Origin of the sequence: Enterobacter cloacae complex sp. ECNIH7, from assembly GCF_002208095.1 — a bacterium.
Taxonomy (GTDB): Bacteria; Pseudomonadota; Gammaproteobacteria; order Enterobacterales; family Enterobacteriaceae; genus Enterobacter; species Enterobacter cloacae_M.
Window position 1 is genome coordinate 4,044,218 of record NZ_CP017990.1, and the last position, 20,987, is coordinate 4,065,204.

Annotated in this window: 18 protein-coding genes; 5 read left to right on the plus strand and 13 right to left on the minus strand. The window is 55.9% G+C overall.

The window, feature by feature from the left end; translation table 11 throughout:
* Positions 1 to 50: 50 nt before the first annotated feature.
* From recC to rppH, 9 genes are all read right to left on the minus strand, one after another.
* Complete coding sequence (gene recC / locus WM95_RS19965; protein ID WP_063408190.1) at positions 51 to 3,425, minus strand: exodeoxyribonuclease V subunit gamma; 3,375 nt, start codon at positions 3,423 to 3,425, stop codon at positions 51 to 53.
* A gap of 12 nt (positions 3,426 to 3,437) precedes the next feature.
* Entirely contained in the window at positions 3,438 to 3,761 is a 324-nt protein-coding gene (locus WM95_RS19970; RefSeq protein WP_047173533.1) for a prepilin-type N-terminal cleavage/methylation domain-containing protein, read from the minus strand.
* Positions 3,746 to 4,147: a DUF2509 family protein gene (locus WM95_RS19975; RefSeq protein WP_063408191.1), complete on the minus strand. Its 402-nt coding sequence runs from the start codon at positions 4,145 to 4,147 to the stop codon at positions 3,746 to 3,748. The genes WM95_RS19970 and WM95_RS19975 overlap by 16 nt, the downstream gene beginning before the upstream one ends.
* A complete protein-coding gene (locus WM95_RS19980) occupies positions 4,144 to 4,704 on the minus strand; it encodes a prepilin peptidase-dependent protein (protein WP_047173535.1) in 561 nt (186 codons plus the stop codon). Before WM95_RS19980 ends, WM95_RS19975 begins: the two co-directional genes overlap by 4 nt.
* Positions 4,695 to 5,159 (minus strand): prepilin peptidase-dependent protein, encoded by a 465-nt coding sequence (locus WM95_RS19985; protein WP_029740488.1) that lies wholly within the window; start codon positions 5,157 to 5,159, stop codon positions 4,695 to 4,697. The genes WM95_RS19980 and WM95_RS19985 overlap by 10 nt, the downstream gene beginning before the upstream one ends.
* A 184-nt stretch (positions 5,160 to 5,343) precedes the next feature.
* Positions 5,344 to 6,138 (minus strand): thymidylate synthase, encoded by a 795-nt coding sequence (thyA, locus tag WM95_RS19990; protein WP_014885081.1) that lies wholly within the window; start codon positions 6,136 to 6,138, stop codon positions 5,344 to 5,346.
* 6 nt (positions 6,139 to 6,144) lie between these two features.
* Entirely contained in the window at positions 6,145 to 7,020 is an 876-nt protein-coding gene (lgt, locus tag WM95_RS19995; RefSeq protein ID WP_023309046.1) for a prolipoprotein diacylglyceryl transferase, read from the minus strand.
* A 193-nt stretch (positions 7,021 to 7,213) separates the two neighbouring features.
* A complete protein-coding gene (ptsP, locus tag WM95_RS20000; protein WP_088544968.1) occupies positions 7,214 to 9,460 on the minus strand; it encodes a phosphoenolpyruvate--protein phosphotransferase in 2,247 nt (748 codons plus the stop codon).
* Positions 9,461 to 9,472: 12 nt separating this feature from the next.
* Entirely contained in the window at positions 9,473 to 10,003 is a 531-nt protein-coding gene (gene rppH, locus WM95_RS20005; protein ID WP_045355585.1) for an RNA pyrophosphohydrolase, read from the minus strand.
* A 683-nt stretch (positions 10,004 to 10,686) separates the two neighbouring features.
* Between rppH and mutH the strand changes: the two genes are divergently transcribed.
* From mutH to WM95_RS20020, 3 genes are all read left to right on the plus strand, one after another.
* Entirely contained in the window at positions 10,687 to 11,379 is a 693-nt protein-coding gene (mutH, locus tag WM95_RS20010) for a DNA mismatch repair endonuclease MutH (protein WP_063408193.1), read from the plus strand.
* Between the two features lie 134 nt (positions 11,380 to 11,513).
* Entirely contained in the window at positions 11,514 to 11,732 is a 219-nt protein-coding gene (locus WM95_RS20015) for a YgdI/YgdR family lipoprotein (protein ID WP_008499668.1), read from the plus strand.
* Positions 11,733 to 11,863: 131 nt separating this feature from the next.
* Positions 11,864 to 12,904 carry an NADP(H)-dependent aldo-keto reductase gene (locus tag WM95_RS20020; protein WP_063408194.1) on the plus strand — a complete coding sequence of 347 codons (1,041 nt, stop codon included), beginning with the start codon at positions 11,864 to 11,866 and terminating at the stop codon, positions 12,902 to 12,904.
* Positions 12,905 to 12,997: 93 nt separating this feature from the next.
* On the opposite strand, the gene lplT is transcribed toward WM95_RS20020, so the two are convergent.
* Together lplT and aas are read right to left on the minus strand one after the other, a co-directional pair.
* Positions 12,998 to 14,191 (minus strand): lysophospholipid transporter LplT, encoded by a 1,194-nt coding sequence (gene lplT, locus WM95_RS20025; RefSeq protein WP_047060028.1) that lies wholly within the window; start codon positions 14,189 to 14,191, stop codon positions 12,998 to 13,000.
* A complete protein-coding gene (aas, locus tag WM95_RS20030) occupies positions 14,184 to 16,343 on the minus strand; it encodes a bifunctional acyl-ACP--phospholipid O-acyltransferase/long-chain-fatty-acid--ACP ligase (RefSeq protein WP_063408195.1) in 2,160 nt (719 codons plus the stop codon). Before aas ends, lplT begins: the two co-directional genes overlap by 8 nt.
* 623 nt (positions 16,344 to 16,966) lie before the next feature.
* On the opposite strand from aas, the gene galR reads away from it, so the two are divergent.
* Positions 16,967 to 17,983 carry an HTH-type transcriptional regulator GalR gene (galR, locus tag WM95_RS20040; protein WP_023309052.1) on the plus strand — a complete coding sequence of 339 codons (1,017 nt, stop codon included), beginning with the start codon at positions 16,967 to 16,969 and terminating at the stop codon, positions 17,981 to 17,983.
* On the opposite strand, the gene WM95_RS20045 is transcribed toward galR, so the two are convergent.
* The gene (locus tag WM95_RS20045) at positions 17,944 to 18,420 is read right to left on the minus strand and encodes a GNAT family N-acetyltransferase (protein ID WP_063408216.1); all 477 of its coding nucleotides are present in this window, start codon (positions 18,418 to 18,420) and stop codon (positions 17,944 to 17,946) included. The two genes, galR and WM95_RS20045, sit on opposite strands and share 40 nt — an antisense overlap.
* A gap of 229 nt (positions 18,421 to 18,649) precedes the next feature.
* Here WM95_RS20045 and WM95_RS20050 point away from each other — a divergent pair, with 229 nt between their 5' ends.
* Positions 18,650 to 19,687: a LacI family DNA-binding transcriptional regulator gene (locus WM95_RS20050; RefSeq protein ID WP_045404611.1), complete on the plus strand. Its 1,038-nt coding sequence runs from the start codon at positions 18,650 to 18,652 to the stop codon at positions 19,685 to 19,687.
* Here the strand turns inward: WM95_RS20050 and lysA are convergent.
* The gene (lysA, locus tag WM95_RS20055) at positions 19,657 to 20,919 is read right to left on the minus strand and encodes a diaminopimelate decarboxylase (RefSeq protein ID WP_063408196.1); all 1,263 of its coding nucleotides are present in this window, start codon (positions 20,917 to 20,919) and stop codon (positions 19,657 to 19,659) included. The genes WM95_RS20050 and lysA overlap by 31 nt on opposite strands.
* Positions 20,920 to 20,987: the final 68 nt, after the last annotated feature.

Genomic DNA, 20,987 nt, shown 5'->3' on the forward strand with positions numbered 1-20,987 from the left:
GAAGTGCATCATAAATGAACACCCCATGCTGCGCAATTTTTATACAGCGCTCAGGACTGATTAAATTTAAACAACGGCAGCAGGTAGCGCTGCGCCTCTTCCGTGATGGCCTCAATGTACTCTGGCTCAAGCGTTCGCCATAAGCGCTGATACCAGACATCTTCACCTTCGCCCCGCACCATCATGTTACCTTCGTAGGCCTGCATAAATTTACTGCGCGCTTTCTGCAGTGACGCCTCATCCGTTAACATCGCATCATTCTGTGCGTCATAACAGGCTTTTATCCAGGCGCCGCCACTTTCCGGCAGTACCAGGAGCGGTTTGTTCATTCCCTGACGGTAGCCCTCAATGTACAAAGACAGATACCGTAACGCCTGCTCAGACTCCATCGGCGGGAAGCGCCATTCGCCCTCTTTGCGCACGAAAATCCGACTTTCACCTTTATGACCATCCGCACTGTAGACAAGATGTTCCAGCCAGAGTTGCAAACCCTGTGAAACGCTAAGCATAGAGGGCCGCCAGCGCAGCAGCCCGTCCGGCTGAACCTGGGTTAACCAGCCCGTGAGCTGTACACCATTGCAGTTGAGATCGATTTCAATGCTTTTCCCTGGCTGTCGGCACGCTCTTACGCGCTCTGCCAGGGCGGTCATCTCCTGACACTGCGCCTCCCAGACAATTTCCCCGAACGCCCCATAGGGCAGCTGCCCTGCAGCACGGTAGCGGCGATAAAGTTTGTCAGCATCTTCCTCTTCAACCAGCGCATTCAACAGCTGCAGGTTTAACTGGTAGCGCTCCAGCCCTTCCAGCGTAAAGGGCTCTGCATCAGGAATTTCACTCTCTTCAGAACGGAAGTTGACCTGCAATCGCTGCTGGAAGAAGGCGCGCACCGGATGCGCCCAAAACCGCTGAAGCTGTTCAAAGGTCAGGGTATCGACAGGGCGCGGGTCAAGTTCCTGTATGAAATCGGTATGCGCACTCCCCTCCTTTTTCGCTGCCGGTAACCACTCCTGCGCATAGCTCTGGCGCTCGCTGGGCGTGTAGTTCACCGGGTCAAATGGCATGCGGCTGTGGAAACAGGTGATATGAGATTTCACCCTCTTCTCGCTTTCATCGCAGTTGCGCTCTTCATCCCCCGGCAGATAGTGACTCTGGCCGATATAGTCCACCAGCTCCTGCACCAGAACGGAGGGAAAACGCTCGCTGTTGTCCTGAATGGAACGGCCGATATAGCTGATATAGAGCTTACTCTGGGCGGAAATGAGCGCCTCAAGGAAGAGGTAGCGGTCATCATCGCGGCGGCTACGGTCGCCCCGCTTTGGATCTGCGCTCATCAAATCGAACCCCAGCGGCGCCAGCGCGCGCGGATAAACGCCGTCGTTCATGCCAAGCAGACAGACCACTTTAAACGGGATAGAACGCATTGGCATCAGGGTGCAGATATTGATGGGGCCTGCCAGGAAACGCTGGCTGATTCGCTCCTGATCGAGCCGCTGCGTCAGCTCATCCCTCAACAGCGACAGCGGGATGGCCTCCTGATAGTGGGAGTTCACGCCTTCGTCGATGATCGCCTGCCACTGCGTTTCAATCAGTGCCATTGCCGCTTCGGTGTCACTGTCTGGCAGGAAGAAATCATTAAGCAATGCCCTGCAAACCGGAAGCCACGCTTCAAGCGGACGCGGCTGCATCAGCTCGTGTCGCCAGCGGTTAAGCTGCATCAGGAGTGACGCTAAATGCCCCACCAGTTCAGCAATTAACCCGCTGGACTCATCATAAGGCAGCACCTCATTCCACTCGCCCTGGCTGCTCTCCATGGCGTAGCCCAGCAGCATACGCGTCAGGCCAAAACGCCACGTGTGCTGCCCGGTTGGAGGAAGTTCGAACTCCTGAACGTTATCGTCATCGATCCCCCAGCGTACGCCAGATTCGTTCACCCACTGGCGAAGGTAGCGCAGCCCCTCTTCATTGATGTTGAAGCGTGCAGCCAGCACGGGAACATCCAGTAACGCCAGGACATCTTCGGAGATAAAGCGGCTATCCGGCAGTGAAAGCAGAGTGATAAAGGCCTGCAGTGCCGGATGCGACTGGCGGGCACGACGGTCAGAGATAGCGTAAGGCAGATATCGCTCGCCCGTCGCACTGCCAAAAACGGCCTGAATAAAGGGACTGTAGCTGTCGATATCCGCCACCATCACCACAATATCGCGTGGCGTCAGTTCGGGATCGTCCTGCAGCATCGCCAGCAGCTGGTCGTGAAGCACTTCGACCTCGCGCTGAGGGCTATGGCAAACATGGATCGTGATGCTGCGATCGTCAGCATCCAGCTTGCGCTTGCTGTCGCTACGTTCGAATTCGTTCGCCGTCACGCCCATCACGGCACGGTTTTCCAGATCGAGGATATCCAGCTGAATATGATGCAGCAGGCTATCCGGGGTAATGTCGACAAAGGCATCCACGTCGCCTTCGCCTGATGAAGTGATGTCTGAAAGCATGTGAATGTAGTCACGCCCCAGCTTCCCCCACGAGGCAAGCAGTGGATTGGGCAGGTTCTGGATACCGTCTTCATCAAAAAGCTGCCCGGCAGTCGAGCCGTCTTTAAACAGCGGGACGGAACGTTCTTCAAAAAGGCGCTTTCGTTGGCGAGTTACCAGCCGCGCAAGCCAACGTTCGTCGAGGATATCCCCCCAATACTGTCGGCAAGGGTTGGTGAACAAAATATGGATATCAATATGTTTACCCAGCGCGTTCAACGCCTTCAGATAAACAGGCGGTAAGGCGGATATCCCGCAGATAAAAACGCGTGACGGCAGTCGGGCCGGGCGCTCCGGGGCATTCTCGAGTATTGAGATAAACCGCTCGTACAGGTTGGCACGGTGCCACTTAGGCTGCCCAAGTTTCTCCGTATGCTCTACCAGTGCTTTCCACAGCGGTGCCTGCCATATTTGCGCCTCCGGTAGCCCTTCAACCAGCTCGCCCGCTTCCCAACGAATTAACCAGTCAGAACGGTAAACAAGGTATTGGTCGTAGAGATCGGCGGTACGCGACGCCAGCTGGAACAGCTTGCGCTTATCGGTATCGTCATTGAGGTAGTGGCGCAGCATGGCGAATTCATCGTGCTGCAGCATTTCCGGCAGCAGCGCCATGAGCTTCCAGCTCATGCCTTGTTTGTTGAAGGCGCTCTGCTCCGGGATGTCCGGCAACACGCGCACAAACATCTCCCAGATAAAACTCGCGGGCAGCGGGAAATCAATATTTGCGGCTATGCCAAATTTACGGGAAAGCGACATTTGCAGCCACTGTGCCATACCGGTGCTCTGCACCAGCACCATTTCAGGCTCAAAAGGATCGTCAAGCCGCTCGCGCTCAACGATAAATTCCATCAGCGCTTCCAGCACATCCAGACGATTTGAGTGGTAGACCCTTAACATAGACGCTCCCGACTACTGGCTAACCGGGCAATGCAGACGCGTTATCTCACCGCGCCGCCCCAGAGGAGAAATAAGTGTGACCGTGATGCTGACACATCCTGCGTGCGTTGTCTGCCCCCGACTGGCCTGCCAGCCTGCCGGGAGAACATTTGTTGAAAGCTGAGACTGATTCCAGGCATGGTGCCAGAGCTGGCGATACTGGTTAAACAGGGTGAACCGCGCCGCCAGCGCCCGGTGATAACCCGACAGAGCGGTCACGACGATCACCAGCAGCATCATCGCCAGCAGTACCTCAACCATGCTAAACCCTTTTTCTCTGCTCACGGCAGCTGGCATAACGCGCTCTCCTTAAGGGGACAAAAATCACTCCAGCCGTGAGGCGAAAAGCGAACGTTCCCGTCGACAATCTCTCCTGAGCGCCAAAGCAGCAGGCCGCTGTCTCCGGCAATCAGCAGTACACGCGCCCCACTCAGCTGGCGCAAACACACTCGCCACGCCGGTGTCATTTTGCACTGAACCTGTGACTCCGACGACCAGCTCTGAACCCGTCCCCATTCAAGCGCGGACTGTACCTTCACCTGCTGCTGAAGCGAGCTTTTCTCCCCGCCAACGAGCGCGCTAAACGTTGTGAGCTGCTGATTGAGCCCCGTGAGGATAAGGGTACCCAGCACCAGTAAAAGCAGAACCAGCGCCAGCGAAGACATGCCGCGTTGACGATTCACAGGTTGTACCCCGTGACCGTATACAACGCCTGCCAGGGTTCCCCCTGCTCGCCTTTACGAATCGCCGCCAGTTCGATATTCACCTCTGGCGCAAAACCGGCATGTTCCACTGTCCTCACCACAAAATGCGCGATCGCTAGCCTGTCCGGGTCCGTGAGCTTTTCCCATCCTTTTCCTTCACATGAGGTCGCTCCACGCTGGGTTTCAAGCGCACCAGACTCCAGTCGAAAACCGGTGCTGTCATTTTCTGATGCGCTGTTATCCCAGCTGCCGTTACTGTTGGCATCCCACCGCACAATGACGCAACTTCCTTGCCTGGCTGTCACCAGTGCCTGTCCCTGACAGTTTCCCGCGCAGTACCCCGCACGCTGAAGCTGTTTGCCCAGAGCAAACAGGTGGTGCCAGACCTCTTCCTCCAGTTGTCTCTGACCAGATTGCACTAAGATCGCACGCTGCAAGCCGGGTAAAAAACGCGATGCGCTTATCAGCAAAAGGCTGCTAATCGCCGTGGCAATCAGAACTTCAGTCAGTGAGAAACCTCGCTGCTTCATCGACATGAACCTCCCGCAGAGACCTTACACATCCTGATGCGTCCTCCATTTGAGACAATAATCAGCCATTCTCCCGCGCGGCTTTGAACGCGTATCCGCCCTGCCCATGCCGTATCCTTTAATCCATAGAACGCGAGCGACGGCGTTACCTCGCCGATCGCGACCTCAGGCCAGAGTGGTATCAGCACAAAGGGACTGCCCTTCTCACAGCCTTGCGCGGCAGAGCTCACCAGACAATCCATGCCTCCCACCCGCAGACGGGTAATTTGATGGTCGCGGTTGTAGCGGTTGGCATGATTGCGCAGAAACAGCAGGTAATCTCGCACCTGACTGGCGGTTTGCCACAGCCGCTGCTGCCGCTGCCAGCTGTCCCAGCCGTACAGCCCTGAGGCGCTGAGGATAACGACAAGCGAAATCGCGACCAGCGTTTCGATAAGCGTAAAACCGTTCTCTTTTTTCATACCGGGAGTGTGGCGAAGCGCCGTGAACATGACGAGCGACGGTTCTTCGTTTTACGAGGCGTTATCCGAGGAATTGAGAGTGTTGCAGCGCGTTGCACGCTTTCTGGATAGCGCTTCGGGAAACGGGATAAAGGCGAAAAAAAACCGGCGCTAAAGAGCACCGGTTGTGTCACGCTTTATCGCATCAGATAGCGACAGGCGCTTTGATGCCCGGATGCGGGTCATAGCCCTCAATCTCGAAATCATCAAAGCGGTAGTCGAAGATTGATGCCGGTTTGCGCTTGATAATCAGCTTCGGCAGAGCACGCGGTTCGCGAGTCAGCTGGAGATGCGTCTGTTCCATATGGTTGCTGTAAAGATGGGTGTCCCCACCGGTCCAGACGAAATCGCCCACTTCCAGATCGCACTGCTGCGCCATCATGTGGACCAACAGCGCATAGCTGGCAATGTTAAACGGCAGGCCGAGGAACACGTCACAGGAGCGCTGGTAGAGCTGACAAGAAAGCTTTCCATCCGCCACATAGAACTGGAAGAACGCATGGCACGGCGCCAGCGCCATTTTATCCAGCTCGCCGACGTTCCAGGCGGAAACGATGATTCGGCGCGAGTCCGGATCGTTTTTCAGCTGGTTCATCACGGTGGTGATCTGGTCAATATGGCGACCATCAGGCGTCGGCCAGGCGCGCCACTGCTTGCCGTAAACCGGGCCCAGGTTGCCATTTTCATCTGCCCACTCGTCCCAGATTGAGACGTTATTTTCGTGCAGATACGCTACGTTGGTATCGCCTTGCAGGAACCAGAGCAGTTCATGAATGATCGAGCGCAGGTGGCAGCGCTTTGTCGTCACCAGAGGGAAGCCTTCTTGCAGGTTGAAGCGCATCTGGTGGCCAAAAATGGAGAGCGTACCGGTGCCGGTGCGGTCGTTTTTCGGCGTGCCCTCGTCGAGCACTTTTTTCATCAATTCAAGATACTGTTTCATGGTTCCTCAGGAAATTTGTTGCTGTGGACGACGACGATACGCCCAAATCATCATAATGGCACCCGCGACAATCATCGGAATGGAGAGGATCTGCCCCATGCTGATGTACTGTACCCATTCGCCGGTAAACTGTGCGTCAGGCTGACGGAAGAACTCGACAATAATACGGAATGCGCCGTAGCCAATCAGGAACAGGCCGGAGACAGCGCCCATCGGACGCGGTTTGCGGATAAACAGGTTGAGGATGATAAACAGTACCACGCCTTCCAGCGCCAGCTCGTACAGCTGAGACATATGGCGCGGCAGAACGCCGTAGGTATCAAAAATGGACTGCCACTCCGGGTGTGATGGCAGCAGCGCGATATCCTCTGCGCGGGAGCCCGGGAAGAGCATCGTGTACGGCACGCTCGGGTCGACGCGGCCCCACAGCTCACCGTTGATAAAGTTACCCAGACGGCCAGCGCCGAGACCAAACGGGATCAGCGGTGCGATAAAATCTGAAACCTGGAAGAAGTTGCGTTTGGTGCGTTTGGCAAAAATCACCATCACCAGGATCACCCCAATCAGGCCGCCGTGGAAGGACATGCCGCCGTCCCACACGCGGAACAGATAGAGAGGGTCATTCAGGAACACCGGGAAGTTATAGAACAGCACGTACCCAATGCGGCCACCGAGGAACACGCCGAGGAAGCCCGCATAGAGCAGGTTTTCAACTTCGTTTTTCGTCCAGCCGCTGCCCGGACGACTGGCGCGACGGCCAGCGAGCCACATGGCAAAAATGAAGCCCACCAGGTACATCAGACCGTACCAGTGAAGCGAAACAGGTCCTACTGAAAAAATGACCGGATCAAATTCCGGAAAATGCAGATAACCACTGTTCATCTGTCACCACAAGATGTTGTTATTCCGCTGAAAGTGGACAGCGGTAGAAATGCGATTCTGCCGTAAGCAGAGGCTCCAAAGTTGCGAATCATAGCACAAGGCGGGCGCGGAGGATGCGCCAGAGATGTAAAAGATGTGTATAGGGTTTTATGCGCGCTGGAGCCCTCTCCCGGAGGGAGAGGCAGAAAGATGATTAGCGGCCGCCGCGGATCAGGCCGCCCATACCGCGTCGTTCCATAAACGCTGCGACCTGATGACGAACCTCTGCTGCCAGCTGCGCGTCAAGGCTGCGTTCGGCCAGCTCGCGGGCATCGTTGATGTCGATATGCCGCAGCAGGTACTTCACGCGGGCGACAGCGCGACCGTTCATCGACAGATGGCGGTATCCCAGACCAATCAGGATCGCAACGCACATTGAATCCCCGGCCATTTCACCGCACAGGCGTAAATCAATGCCGTACTGTTCCGCTTCACGGGCAATCATCGCTAACGCGCGAATGATCGCCGGATGCAGGCTGTCGTAGATACTGGCGACACGGGTGTTGTTACGGTCGACGGCCAGAATATATTGCGTCAGGTCGTTTGTGCCGACAGAGATAAAATCAACACGGTTTGCCAGCTGCGGCAGCATAAAGACCATAGACGGCACTTCAAGCATCACCCCGATCCGCGGTTTCGGGATCGCATAGCCGATCATCTCTTCCACTTCACGGCCTGCACGTTCGATCAGTCGCCGGGACTCGTCGATCTCATCAATGCTGGTGACCATCGGGAGTAAGATGCTGAGATTGCCCGTCGCCGCGTTGGCGCGCAGCATTGCACGCACCTGGATCAGGAAGATCTCCGGCTGATCGAGCGTAATGCGGATCCCACGCCAGCCCAGGCACGGGTTTTCTTCGCTGATCGGCATATAGGGCAGCTGTTTATCCGCGCCGACATCGAGGGTTCGCAGGGTGACAGGTTTGTCGTTAAACATCTGCAGCATCCCCTGATACTGCGCCACCTGCTCCTCTTCGGAGGGGAAACCGCTCTGCAGCATGAACGGGATTTCAGTACGGTACAGGCCAATACCGTCGATGCGGCTGCCAAGCTTTTCTTCATGCTCAGGGCTTAAACCGGCGTTGAGCATGACTTTGATCCGCTCTCCGCTCTTAAGCTGTGCGGGCAGGTTAACGTCATCCTCCGCCAGCTTGCTTAATTCATTCTCTTCGCTGATAAGACGCTGGTATTCCTGGAGCAGAACCGGCTCAGGATCGACCAGCAGCTCACCGCGATAGCCGTCAACCACCAGCGTACGGCGGTGCAGTACCGACGGCTGGATATCGGCCCCCATAACGGTTGGGATACCCAGCGCGCGCACCATAATGGCGGCGTGTGAGTTGGCGGCACCATCGCGCACCACGACACCGGCCAGCCTGTCCTGCGGCAGTTCAGCCAGCGTGGTTGCCGACAGTTCATCGGCGACCAGAACAAACCGTTGAGGCCAGGCATTCGGCCCCTGAATGGTGTCATCAAGATGGAACAGCAGACGTTGTCCCAGGGCCCGGAGATCTCCAGCCCGCTCTTTCAGGTAACCGTCGGTCAATGCCGCAAATTGGTCGGCAAATTTCTCGATAACCTTCTTAACGGCCCACTCCGCGACCGAGCCTTTATCCACTTCAGCAAAAAGCTCACGACGCAGACGCGCATCGGAGAGCAGATGCGAATAGAGGTCGAAAATGGCCGCCGTCTCTTTTTGCGCACCTGCGGCAAAACGCTTGCTGTAACGACGAAATTCATTCGCCGCCTCTTCCAGCGCGGCGGTAAGACGCTCGCGCTCAAGCGCTTCATCAAGCGTTGAGGCTTCGTAAACCTGCTCCATTAACGGCAGCGTGGCGTCCATCCAGCCTTCAGCAATCGCTACGCCTGGCGATGCCGGAAGGGCACGAATGCGCGTATGGCGATACTGGCCAAAGAGCGCGGCAAGCTGAGACTGGGAGAGGATCGCCGCCATCTGCGTGGCCAGCGTGACGAGGAAAGACTCCTCGCTTTCATCGTACTGACGTAGCTCGCGCTGCTGGACAACCAGTACGCCGAGCAGCTGGCGACGCTGGATAATCGGCACGCCAAGGAAAGCGCGGAAGCGCTCTTCTTTTACGGAAGGGATGTATTTAAAGCTGGGGTGTTTTTGCGCATCAGCAAGGTTGATGGGTTCAGCCAGCCGCCCAACCAGGCCCACGATACCTTCATCAAATGCAAGCGTGACGGTGCGTCCACGTGGTTTTTTCAAACCACGGGTCGCCATCAGGTAATAGCAGCGCCGATCGTGGTCGGCCAGATATACCGAACAGACCTCGGTCTCCATCGCAAGACAGATGTCAGTAACCAGAATATTCAGCGCCTCGTTCAGACGCGGAGCACTGGCCACCTTCTCGACTATTTCTCGCAAGCGGGTGAGCATGATTTGCGTAGCTTAACCTCTTTTACGTCGCCAGGCAGGTGCGCTCTGCGGCTTAGGGGGGACCTCCTGAAGCTGCATGACCACACTTGCAAACTCTTTCATCACCCTACGGTAAACATCGCGTTTAAATGACACGACCTGACGAACAGGATACCAATAGCTCACCCAGCGCCAGCCATCGAACTCCGGCGTACTGCTGGTTTGCATATTGATGTCTGAATCGTTGCCCACCAACTGCAACAGAAACCACTTCTGTTTCTGGCCGATACAAACCGGCTTTGTGTCCCAACGCACCAAACGTTTCGGTAACTTGTAACGCAACCAGTTGCGGGTCGAAGCCAGGATGCGAACATCTTTTCGGCTTAAACCGACCTCTTCAAAAAGCTCCCGGTACATCGCTTGTTCTGGGGACTCTCCCGGATTGATCCCGCCTTGCGGGAACTGCCAGGAGTGCTGACCATATCGCCGGGCCCACATTACCTGGCCCTGACGATTACAAATTACTATTCCTACGTTCGGGCGGTAGCCATCGTCATCAATCACCGGACTACCCCAAATTAAACCTTATATATGAATGATTGTTTCACACTACAGGGAGGCGGTAAACCACTCTCTTACAGGGCTGCAACCTAATAACATTTGAATAACTCACAAATAAGTACTGAGTTATAAACAGATGAGAGGCAGTGAAGGGAATTTTATTCACCTTTTCTGTGGATATAGTTGTGAAGAAGTGTCTGATTACCGATGAACAACCTCAAACCCTGCCTTGCCAACGCTTTCGCGCCAGTTAAATAATTCAATATTTTTCATAAAGTTAAATGTATTTTTATGAACAAAAAACAGAATAGCGTGACGATCGTCACATCAGGGAGCGTCGTGCTGATGAAAGATCGAACAGCGTCGGTTTTATCCACAGATTGTGCCAATAAGTTAGTCACAATTTGTTTGAAAATTCGATTTTCATCGCACGTCAAGGCTGTAAATTGAAACAGTAGTCAGGGTTATGCCCAGTTATCCCATTTTTCTGTGGATAACATGGTGTAAGATCCTGTTCATTGTCAGTGACCAGATTTGAACAACCGGTTTTCTGAGTCTGGTGAAACGATTTAAAAGCAATAAAAAAACCTATAAATCATAGACATGGAATATTGGTACAGAAATAGTTAAACTCTATCCACAGGGGACAATTTCTTCGTTTATTTTTTAATCAAAAGGTTACCTTCATGCATCCGCTTACACCCTTGCTCTCACCGCCGTCCAGCGAGGGCCAGTTGCTACAGCAGGCACAGCGTCTGGCAGGCTTTTCGCTTGGCGAGCTGGCGGCAATGGCAGGGCTTCAGATCCCGAAGGATCTAAAACGGGATAAAGGCTGGATCGGCATGCTGCTTGAGCTGTGGCTGGGCGCCAGCGCAGGGAGCAAACCCGAGCAGGATTTTGCAGCGCTTGGCGTGGAGTTAAAAACCATCCCCATAGACAGCCAGGGCAAGCCCCTTGAGACCACCTTCGTCTGCGTTGCGCCACTAACCGGCAACACCGGCGTGACGTGGGAAACCAGCCACGTTCGTCACAAGCTGAAGCGCGTGTTGTGGGTGCCGGTTGAAGGTGAGCGTCAGATCCCGCTGGCTGAGCGTCGCGTTGGCGCGCCGCTGCTCTGGAGCCCGAACGACGAAGAAGAGCATCAGCTGCGGCTGGACTGGGAGGAGCTGATGGACATGATCGTGCTTGGGCAGGTAGAGCGCATCACCGCCCGGCACGGAGAAGTATTACAGCTGCGCCCGAAAGCGGCCAACAGCAAAGCGCTTACCGAGGCAATCGGCTCGAAGGGTGAGCCGATACTAACGCTGCCGCGCGGTTTTTATCTCAAAAAGAACTTCACCGGCGCGCTTCTTGCTCACCATTTTCTTCTAAAAACATAGTTTTTTACTTATTTTGCGAGCTCTCAAACATAATCAGCTGGTTTTTAAGATTTTACCGCTTCCTCCTGTTGCCATATCGGGTTAAAACTAAACTATGATTTGATACGCGCCAGATCCAGATGAGGACGATAACGATGAAAAAATGGGCAGTGTTAGTTTCAGCAGTCGGTTTAGCGTTTGCCGTATCGGGCTGTAGCAGCGATTACGTTATGGCGACAAAAGACGGTCGAATGATCCTGACCGACGGCAAACCCGAAGTCGACGATGATACCGGTCTGGTCAGCTACCGCGACCAGGAAGGCAATAAAATGCAGATCAATCGCGACGAAGTATCGCAAATTATCGAGCGATAAACAGAGAGAGGTCAGTCGCTTGCTGGCCTTTTTGATTTTTTTCTTCCCCTTTTGCTTCCCCTCTGCCATGTTTATATTCCTTTGTCGGGCACGCCCTGACGCGGTCTATAAGTCTACTGAGGAAGCCGGCTATGCATTATCACCGTATCCCCCACAGCGCTCTGGAAATAAGCCAACTGGGGTTGGGCACGATGACATTTGGTGAACAAAACAGCGAAGCCGATGCCCATGCACAACTCGATTACGCCGTCAGCCAGGGGATTAACCTGATTGATGTCGCGGAGATGTACCCTGTTCCTCCACGTCCGGAAACGCAGGGACTTACCGAAACCTATGTCGGTAACTGGCTGGCAAAACGCGGCAACCGTGAAAAGCTGGTGATTGCCTCAAAAGTCAGTGGTCCCGCGCGCAACAACGATACCGGGATCCGCTCGAATCAGATCCTCGATCGTAAGAATATCCGCGCCGCACTGGATGCCAGCCTGAAGCGCCTGCAAACCGACTACCTCGACCTGTATCAGGTGCACTGGCCGCAGCGTCCAACCAACTGCTTTGGTAAGCTCGGCTATAGCTGGAATGAGAGCGCCCCCGCCGTAACGCTGCTGGAAACGCTGGAAGCGCTGACCGAGTGCCAGCGCGCGGGAAAAATCCGCTACATTGGCGTCTCTAACGAAACGGCCTTTGGCGTAATGCGCTATCTGCACCTGGCGGATAAACACGATCTGCCGCGTATCGTCACCATCCAGAATCCGTACAGCCTGCTTAACCGTAGCTATGAGGTTGGTCTGGCCGAAGTGACGCAATATGAAGAAGTGGAACTGCTCGCCTATTCCTGTCTCGGCTTTGGCACGCTGACGGGGAAATACCTGAACGGCGCGAAACCGGCCGGGGCGCGAAATACCCTCTTTAGCCGTTTTACCCGCTACAGCGGCGAGCAGACGCAGAAGGCCGTTGCCGCCTATGTGGATATCGCAAAGCGTCACGGTCTTGACCCTGCCCAGATGGCGCTGGCCTTCGTGCGTCGTCAGCCGTTTGTTGCCAGCACCCTGCTGGGCGCGACCACGATGGAGCAGCTGAAAACCAATATTGAGAGTTTCCATCTGAACCTGAGTGAAGAGGTGTTAGCGGAGATTGAAGCGGTGCATCAGGTTTATACGTATCCTGCGCCGTAATAAAAGCAAAACGGCAACGCACGTTGCCGTTTTTAGGGTTTGCTCCCTCTCCCTGTAGGAGAGGGCCAGAGTGAGGACATCAGGCCGCACTTATCAGCGCCGACGTTGCCAGATCCACAATCCCGCAATCGCCAGCGCAAACAGCCCGCCAAACCCGACGCCAATCCCCACCACCGGCACACCGACTTTTACCGCCAGCGAGTAGAGCCCCAGCATTAGCAGCATCGCCAGGTTTTCACCCAGGTTTTGTACCGCGATGGCATTCCCCGCCCCGACGGTCTGCTTGCCACGTTCCTGCAGCAACGCGTTCAGCGGCACCACGAAGAAACCGCCCAGAATACCAATCAGGATGAGGAGGACATACGCAGGCAATAATGCATGTTGCAGCGAGAAAATCAGCACCACGACGCCAATCAGGATCCCTGCGGGCATGCAGCGTGCTACCGTCTCGAGCGTCACCAGCTTCGCCGCCGCGCCTGCTCCCACCACAATGCCGATGGCCACCATCGCATTCAGATAGGTCGGCGTCGCGTTGTCGGTAATTCCCAGCGCCACCGGCACCCACAGCACCAGCAGGAAGCGCAGCGTGACGCCCGCCCCCCAAAACATACTGGTTCCCATCAGGGAGAAACGCGTTTCTCCGTTACGCCACAGCACGCGACAGGCGGTAAAGAAACTGCCGGTCATCGGTTTAAAGCGCCAGGATTGCCCCGGGCGAGCCACAGGTAGCTTAGGAATAAACAGGTTCGCCACAACTGCCCCGCCATACACCACCGCGCAGATGCCCAGTGCCGCCAGGACATGCCAGTCGGCCAGTACGCCGCCCGCGACGGATCCGAGCAGGATTGCGGCGATGGTTGACGACTCCATCAGGCCGTTGGCTTTCACCAGCTTATCGCCCGTGGTCAGTTCTCCGAGAATGCCATACTTAGCCGGGGAGTAAGCGGCAGCGCCAATGCCCACCAGCGTGTAGCCAATAAACGGATTGAAGCCAAAGCAAATGCTGGCGGCACCCAGCAGCTTGAGACCGTTGGCAAACATCATCACTCGGCCTTTCGGGAAACTGTCCGCCACCTGCCCGACGAACGGAGCAAAGATAATGTAAGCGCCCACAAACACCATCTGCAGGATCGGCTGGCTCCAGTCGGGGTAAAACTCGGCCTTCAGCAGCGCCAGCGTGGCAAACAGCAGCGCGTTATCACCAAACGCAGAGAGAAACTGCGCAGCGATAACGGCCATCATGCCTTTCGATCTGAGCGATGTGTTAGTGTGTACTGACTCACGCATTTTGCTGTTCCGCCTCTTCAACCATGCCTTTCAGGGTCACGAAATCGGGCTTCCCGCTACCCAGCACCGGGAGCTGCTTCAGGAAGCGAATATCGCGCGGCACCGCCAGTTCAGGAATACCGTGTTCACGCGCATAGCTCAGTAACCTGTCGCGCTTAAGCTCAGCGTCAGTCGTAAACAGCACCAGCGCCTCGCCTTTGCTGGCATCACTCTTCACTACCGTCGCATGCATCTTATCCGCGGAGACGGCCGTCGCCAGCTGCTCAACCATTTCCAGAGAGACCATTTCACCGGCGATTTTGGCGAAGCGCTTCGCGCGTCCCTGAATCTGTACAAAGCCTTGTTCATCAAAACGGACAATATCACCGGTGTCGTACCAGCCGGTTTCAACCTCGCCGTTGACGTTTTCAGCCGTCGGCACCTCAAGCACGCCTGGGTTTTCCACGCGCAGATAACCGTTCATCACGTTTGGCCCTTTCAGCTGCAGACGGCCACCGTCCTCAATGCCCGGCACGGCCAGCAGACGCGCATCCATCCCCGGCAGAATTCGACCCACCGTACCCGGCTTCGCCGCCATCGGTACGTTTATCGAGACCACGGGAGCACACTCGGTAACGCCATAGCCTTCGAGAATGCGCAGGCCAAACTTGTCCTGCCAGATCTGACGCGTGCTCTCCTGCAGTTTTTCCGCACCGGCCACCACATACCGCACGCGATAGAAGTCATACGGATTGGCGAAACGCGCATAGTTGCCCAAGAAGGTTGAGGTGCCGAACAGAACGGTGCAGTTACGGTCATACACCAGCTCCGGCACAATCCGATAATGCAGCGGGCTTGGGTAGAGGAACACTTCTGCGCCGGTCAGCAGCGGCGTAAACAGCCCCACCGTCAGGCCAAAGGAGTGGAACAGCGGCAGCGCCGACATAAAACGGTCATTCGCGGTAAAGTCGGCAATGCTTTTGATCTGTTCAACGTTCGCCAGAATGCTCTTGTGGCTGTGGACGACGCCTTTCGGGTTGCCCTCCGATCCCGACGTGAAGAGAATGATCGCGTCATCTTCCGGCTGCTGTTTGACCTGCGCCAGACGCGGCATCAGCAGGTGAGCAAAAATCCACAGCTTGTCGCCGGTGGTCACGTCCGCTTTCAGATCCTCCAGGAAGACCCAGCGCACCTGGGTGAGCTGCTCGGGAAGATGCCAGAGCTTGCCTTTGTCCAGGAACTGACGAGAGGTAAAGACGGTATTAATCTGGGCAGCGGTGATGGCGCTGGTCAGCCCTTTCACGCCCGCCGTGTAGTTCATCATTGCCGGGATGCGCCCCCGGGAAACCGCACCAAAAATCACCGCCGCGCTGATGCCTGCGTTAGGCAGCATCAGGCCAATCTTTTCGCCCTTCATGCTGTATTTCTCAAGAATGCGGCCCACAAAGAGGGTCTTAGTCAGCAGCTTGCGATAGGTATCCGGGGTAAAATTGATGTCTTCGATGCAGTTTTTCTTCGCGCCATAGCGGTGCTGCGCGGAAAGCAGAGATTCGTACAGCGTTTCGCGCGGACGCACGGCCATGCGCGCTTCCATCATAATCTGATGCAGCATTTCCCCGGCGATTTTACGGCGATCGCGGGCACGCGGGGCGTCCGGCATCGGTAACAACGTGGGCGGCAGAATATGCAGCGTGATTTTTGGGAACAGACGCTGCTTCACCAGCCCCTTCAGTCGGCTGAAATGGGTCAACTCTGCGCCTTCAATACGCAGCGGCACCACGGTCGCTTTTGATTTCGCTGCAACAAACCCCGCGCCATCGTAGATTTTCATCAGCGAACCGGTCACGGAGATACGCCCTTCCGGGAAAATAACCACCGGGCGCCCCTGCTCAACCAGACGCACCAGATGCTTAATCATCATCGGCTTTGTCGGGTCGAGCGGCACAAAATCAATCAGCGGCGTGAGCCAGCGCATGTACCACTGCTGGCTGATAGAGGTATAGACCGCAAACACCGGGCGCACGGGTAAAAATAGCGCCAGCAGAATGCCGTCTATAAAGGAAACATGATTTGGCGTGATAAGAACGCGTTCGCCGCGAAGCGCCTGGGCATCGCCAGTAACGCGGATGCGAAAAAGAATACGGAAGAGTGTACGGAAGAACCCAAATAGCATCTCAACTCCCTTTGCCAGCCAGTGTGGAGGGTTGATAGTAAATGGTGGCAGATTACACGAGAAGTGATACGGGAGCGACAGCAAAAGTGGAGGCGAAAAAAAACCTGCGCATCCGCGCAGGTTGGTGCAAGAGATGAGTACGAAACCGTACTAAGAATTCTCACCAATCAATACCTCTGGGATCTTGATTGTGGTCGTTCGACCTGCGCTTCGCCAGCAGGAAAACGCAAGGGAATGAGCCGAAGTGCAACCAGGTGTGAATATTTTCTATTGCTGTTACAGGTTGAACTTTCAGGCAAAAAAAAACCTGCGTAAAAACGCAGGCTGGTGTAAGCGTGTTAATCAACCGGAGTTGACTCCACCTATCAATACCTCTGGGATTTCGACTGTATCAACCTCTCTAACATCCTTGCCATCGGACAATCGCAACAGCCTGACGCAAAGTGTAACCAAAGGTTCAGATTGACATTCTTCAGACATGACTGCGCGTGTAACGATTACACTACCAGTGTTGTCCTGCGTCACGTTTGTGGAGAGCGAAAATCCGCTCCCCTTGAATGCGCGGCGCTTTTCCGCAACACTATTTGGTGTGTAAACGCTTACCCCCAATAAGAAGGTAATGAATGGCGACAATAAAGGATGTGGCCCGTCTGGCAGGTGTGTCGGTGGCAACCGTCTCTCGAGTGATTAACGACTCCCCAAAAGCCAGTGACGCATCGCGCCAGGCGGTACAAACCGCCATGGAATCCCTGAATTATCATCCCAATGCCAATGCCCGCGCGCTCGCCCAGCAGTCCACCGAAACCATTGGGCTGGTAGTGGGTGATGTTTCCGACCCCTTTTTCGGCGCCATGGTGAAAGCGGTTGAACAGGTCTCTTACCAGACAGGCAATTTTTTGCTGATCGGCAATGGCTATCATAATGAGCAAAAAGAACGCCAGGCCATCGAGCAGCTGATCCGCCACCGCTGCGCCGCGCTGGTGGTTCACGCCAAAATGATCCCGGATGCCGAGCTGATTCACCTGATGAAGCAGATGCCTGGAATGGTGATCATCAACCGCATTATTCCCGGGTTTGAAAAACGCTGTGTGGCCCTCGACGACCGCTACGGCGCCTGGCTTGCGACCCGTCATCTGATTCAACAGGGCCATACCCGGATTGGCTATCTCTGTTCCAATCATCCGATTTCTGATGCGGAAGACCGCCTGCAGGGCTACTACGACGCCCTGCGCGAAAACGGCCTGCCGTGTAATGACCGTCTGGTGGCCTACGGTGAACCGGATGAGAGCGGCGGTGAACAGGCCATGACCGAGCTGCTGGGTCGCGGACGAAATTTCACGGCGGTTGCCAGCTATAACGACTCCATGGCCGCGGGGGCAATGGGGGTGCTGAATGACAACGGGATTGAGGTTCCGGCAGAAATTTCGCTGATTGGCTTCGATGACGTGCTGGTCTCTCGCTACGTGCGCCCGCGGCTGACCACCGTACGCTACCCGATTATCACCATGGCGACGCAGGCCGCCGAGCTGGCGCTAGCGCTGGCTGAACAGCGCCAGCCGCCGGATATTACGCATCTGTTTAGCCCGACGCTGGTTCGCCGTCACTCCGTTGCTTCACCTGCGGAAGCGCAGAGCGAATAACGATAGAGGTGAACCCGCGTGTTGGGGTATTCCAGCCCATCACCGATATACTGCCAGCCGTAACGTTCGTAGAAGTCGCGGCAGGCAGACCAGAGGTGCAGTTCTTCATATCCCGCCTGCGCGGCCCAGGTAATAACGTGCTGCTGTAGCTTTCCTGCCAGCCCCTTGCCTCGCGACGCGTCGTCAACGTAGAGCGCCGCCAGCCACGGAAAGAGATCCTGACGCGTGATCAAATCGCAGCGCCAGAGCCCTACCGTACCAACAAGCTGTTCGTTATCAACGGCAATAAACGTCAGCGGTAAGGCCCCCGGCGTCTGGCTGTGCTCAACGATGCTGTGGAAAAATTCCCGGGAAAGCCCTTCGCCAAAGGCCTGCCAGAGCCAGTCGGTGACCTGCTCCGCATAGTGCGGTGCCTGGTAAAGCGGGAGGATAGCTATCTTTTTCACGTTTCACCTGCGTTTTCTCATCTATTTGCTGGCCTGTCGCTCCAGCTCGGTTCGGCGATTACTTTACCAGAGTCAGACTATTTCGTTTTACTTCACGCAGGCCAGACGAATCGTGACCAAAAAGCGTGATCGTGGCGGAAGTTTTGCGCTTCCCGCATCGCTTATACGCCGTGAGGTCTGTGTTAAACTGCAAATCATTACGTGGAAGCAGGAATGTAGAATGGCAACAATGCTGGATGTCTCACTGCGTGCGGGCGTGTCGAAGGCTACCGTCTCGCGCGTGCTGAACGGCACAGGTCAGGTTAAAGAGAGTACGCGTCAGCAGGTCTTTGCTGCGATGGAAGAGCTGGGCTATCGCCCGAACTTTCTCGCGCGTTCGCTGGCTAACCAGACCAGCAACAGCATTGGCCTGGTCGTCTCGACCTTCGACGGCTTTTACTTTGGTCGTCTTCTCCAGCAGGCGTCGCGGCAGACGGAAACTCACGGGAAACAGCTGATCGTCACCGACGGTCACGACGCGCCGGAACAGGAAGAACAGGCGGTGCAGATGCTGGCCGATCGCCAGTGCGATGCCATCGTGCTTTACACGCGCTACATGAGCGAAAAAGCGATCGTCAAACTGATGAACACCGTGAAAACGCCGCTGGTGGTCATTAACCGTGAAGTGAGCCAGGCGCCGGATCGCTGCGTGTTTTTCGAACAGCAGGATGCCGCGTTTAAGGCCGTGGATTACCTGATCGCCCAGGGCCATCGGGAGATCGCCTGTATCACCGTTCCGATCCACACCCCAACCGGGAAAGCGCGGCTGATGGGCTACCGTAAGGCGCTGGAAAAGCACGGCATTCGCCTGGACGAGCGTCGGATAAAGTACGGCGATGCGGGAATGACGCGGGGATACGAGCTGTGCAAGGAGTTGATTGCCGACGGTGTGTCGTTTAGCGCCCTGTTTGCCTGTAACGACGATATGGCCCTGGGGGCGTCCAAAGCGTTACACCAGGCAGGGCTTAAAATTCCGCAGGATATTTCACTGTTCGGCTTTGACGATGCCCCAAGCGCGAAATGGCTGGAGCCTGCGCTCTCATCGGTTTATCTGCCCATCGACAACATGATTGTCACGGCCATCGATCAGGCGATCCGGCTGGCAAAAAACCAGCCGGTCGATGCCATCCCGCCGTTTACCGGCACGCTGGTGTTACGCGATTCGGTTACAACGGGGCCCTACTTTCATCAGATGAGTTCTAAAGCCAGCAGTTCCTGAATGGTCTGACGACGACGGATCAGCCGTGCCTTGCCGTTATCAAACAGCACTTCCGGCAGCAGCGGGCGACTGTTGTAGTTAGATGACATCGACGCCCCGTAGGCACCGGTATCATGCAGCACAAGATAATCACCCGGTTTGACCTCTGGCAGCGCGCGGGTCTCCACTTTGCCGCCTTCCTGCTGGGTAAACACGTCACCCGATTCGCACAGCGGGCCCGCAACGACCGTCTCAACGCGCGGCGCCTGCGTTAAATCACGGCCGTCGGCGGCCAGGGCGGTAATGTGGTGATAGCTGCCGTACATGGACGGACGCATCAGATCGTTAAAGCCTGCATCAATCAATACGAAGTGGCGAGACCCCATCTCTTTGACGCTGCGCACCTGCGAAACCAGCACGCCGGCTTCCGCCACCAGGAAACGACCCGGCTCAATTTCCAACTTCACCGAGTGGCCCAGATGCGCGGCGATTTGGTCACGCGCGGCGCTCCACAGACCGTAGTAGTGATCGGTATCGATCGCCTCTTCGCCTTCGCGATAAGGAATGGAGAGACCGCCACCGGCTGAGATCGCCTCCAGATCCTGGCCGAAGTCGACAACCTGGCACACCATCGCACCGCACACCTGCTCCAGGTGGCCATAATCGACGCCAGAGCCAATGTGCATATGAATACCCACCAGCTTCAGGCCGTAGCGCTGTAATACCTCCAGCGCGGCAGGCATATCGGCATACCAGATCCCGTGCTTGCTGTTTTCACCGCCGGTATTGGTTTTTTGGCTGTGACCATGACCAAAGCCCGGGTTCACGCGCAGCCAGACGCGATGGCCGGGAGAAACCTGGCCGAGCTGCTCCAGCATATCCACAGAACCGGCATTCACCGGGATCTGCAGTTCGTGGACGCGCGCAAGCGTCGCATCGTCGATCACATCGGCGGTGAAGACGATCGCGTCGCTGTCGGCTTTTGGATCGTATCCGGCCGCCAGCGCGCGCTCGATTTCGCCAAGCGAGACGGAGTCGACCTTCACGCCCTGCTCACGCATCAGGCGCAGAATATGAATATTGGAGCAGGCCTTCTGGGCAAAACGCACCACGTCAAACTGATGCAGGGCAGCGATCTTCTCGCGAACGATCTGCGCGTCATAGACCCACACCGGACAGCCAAACTCGGCAGGCAGGCGCAGCAGGTTGTCGGCGTTCAAATCGGTATCGGTCTGGTTCAGCGGGCGTGGCATGGTCTTCTCCGGGTAAATGCGTTTTGATGATTACGCCACAGCGCGAAGAGAATAAAAAATATCGTTTT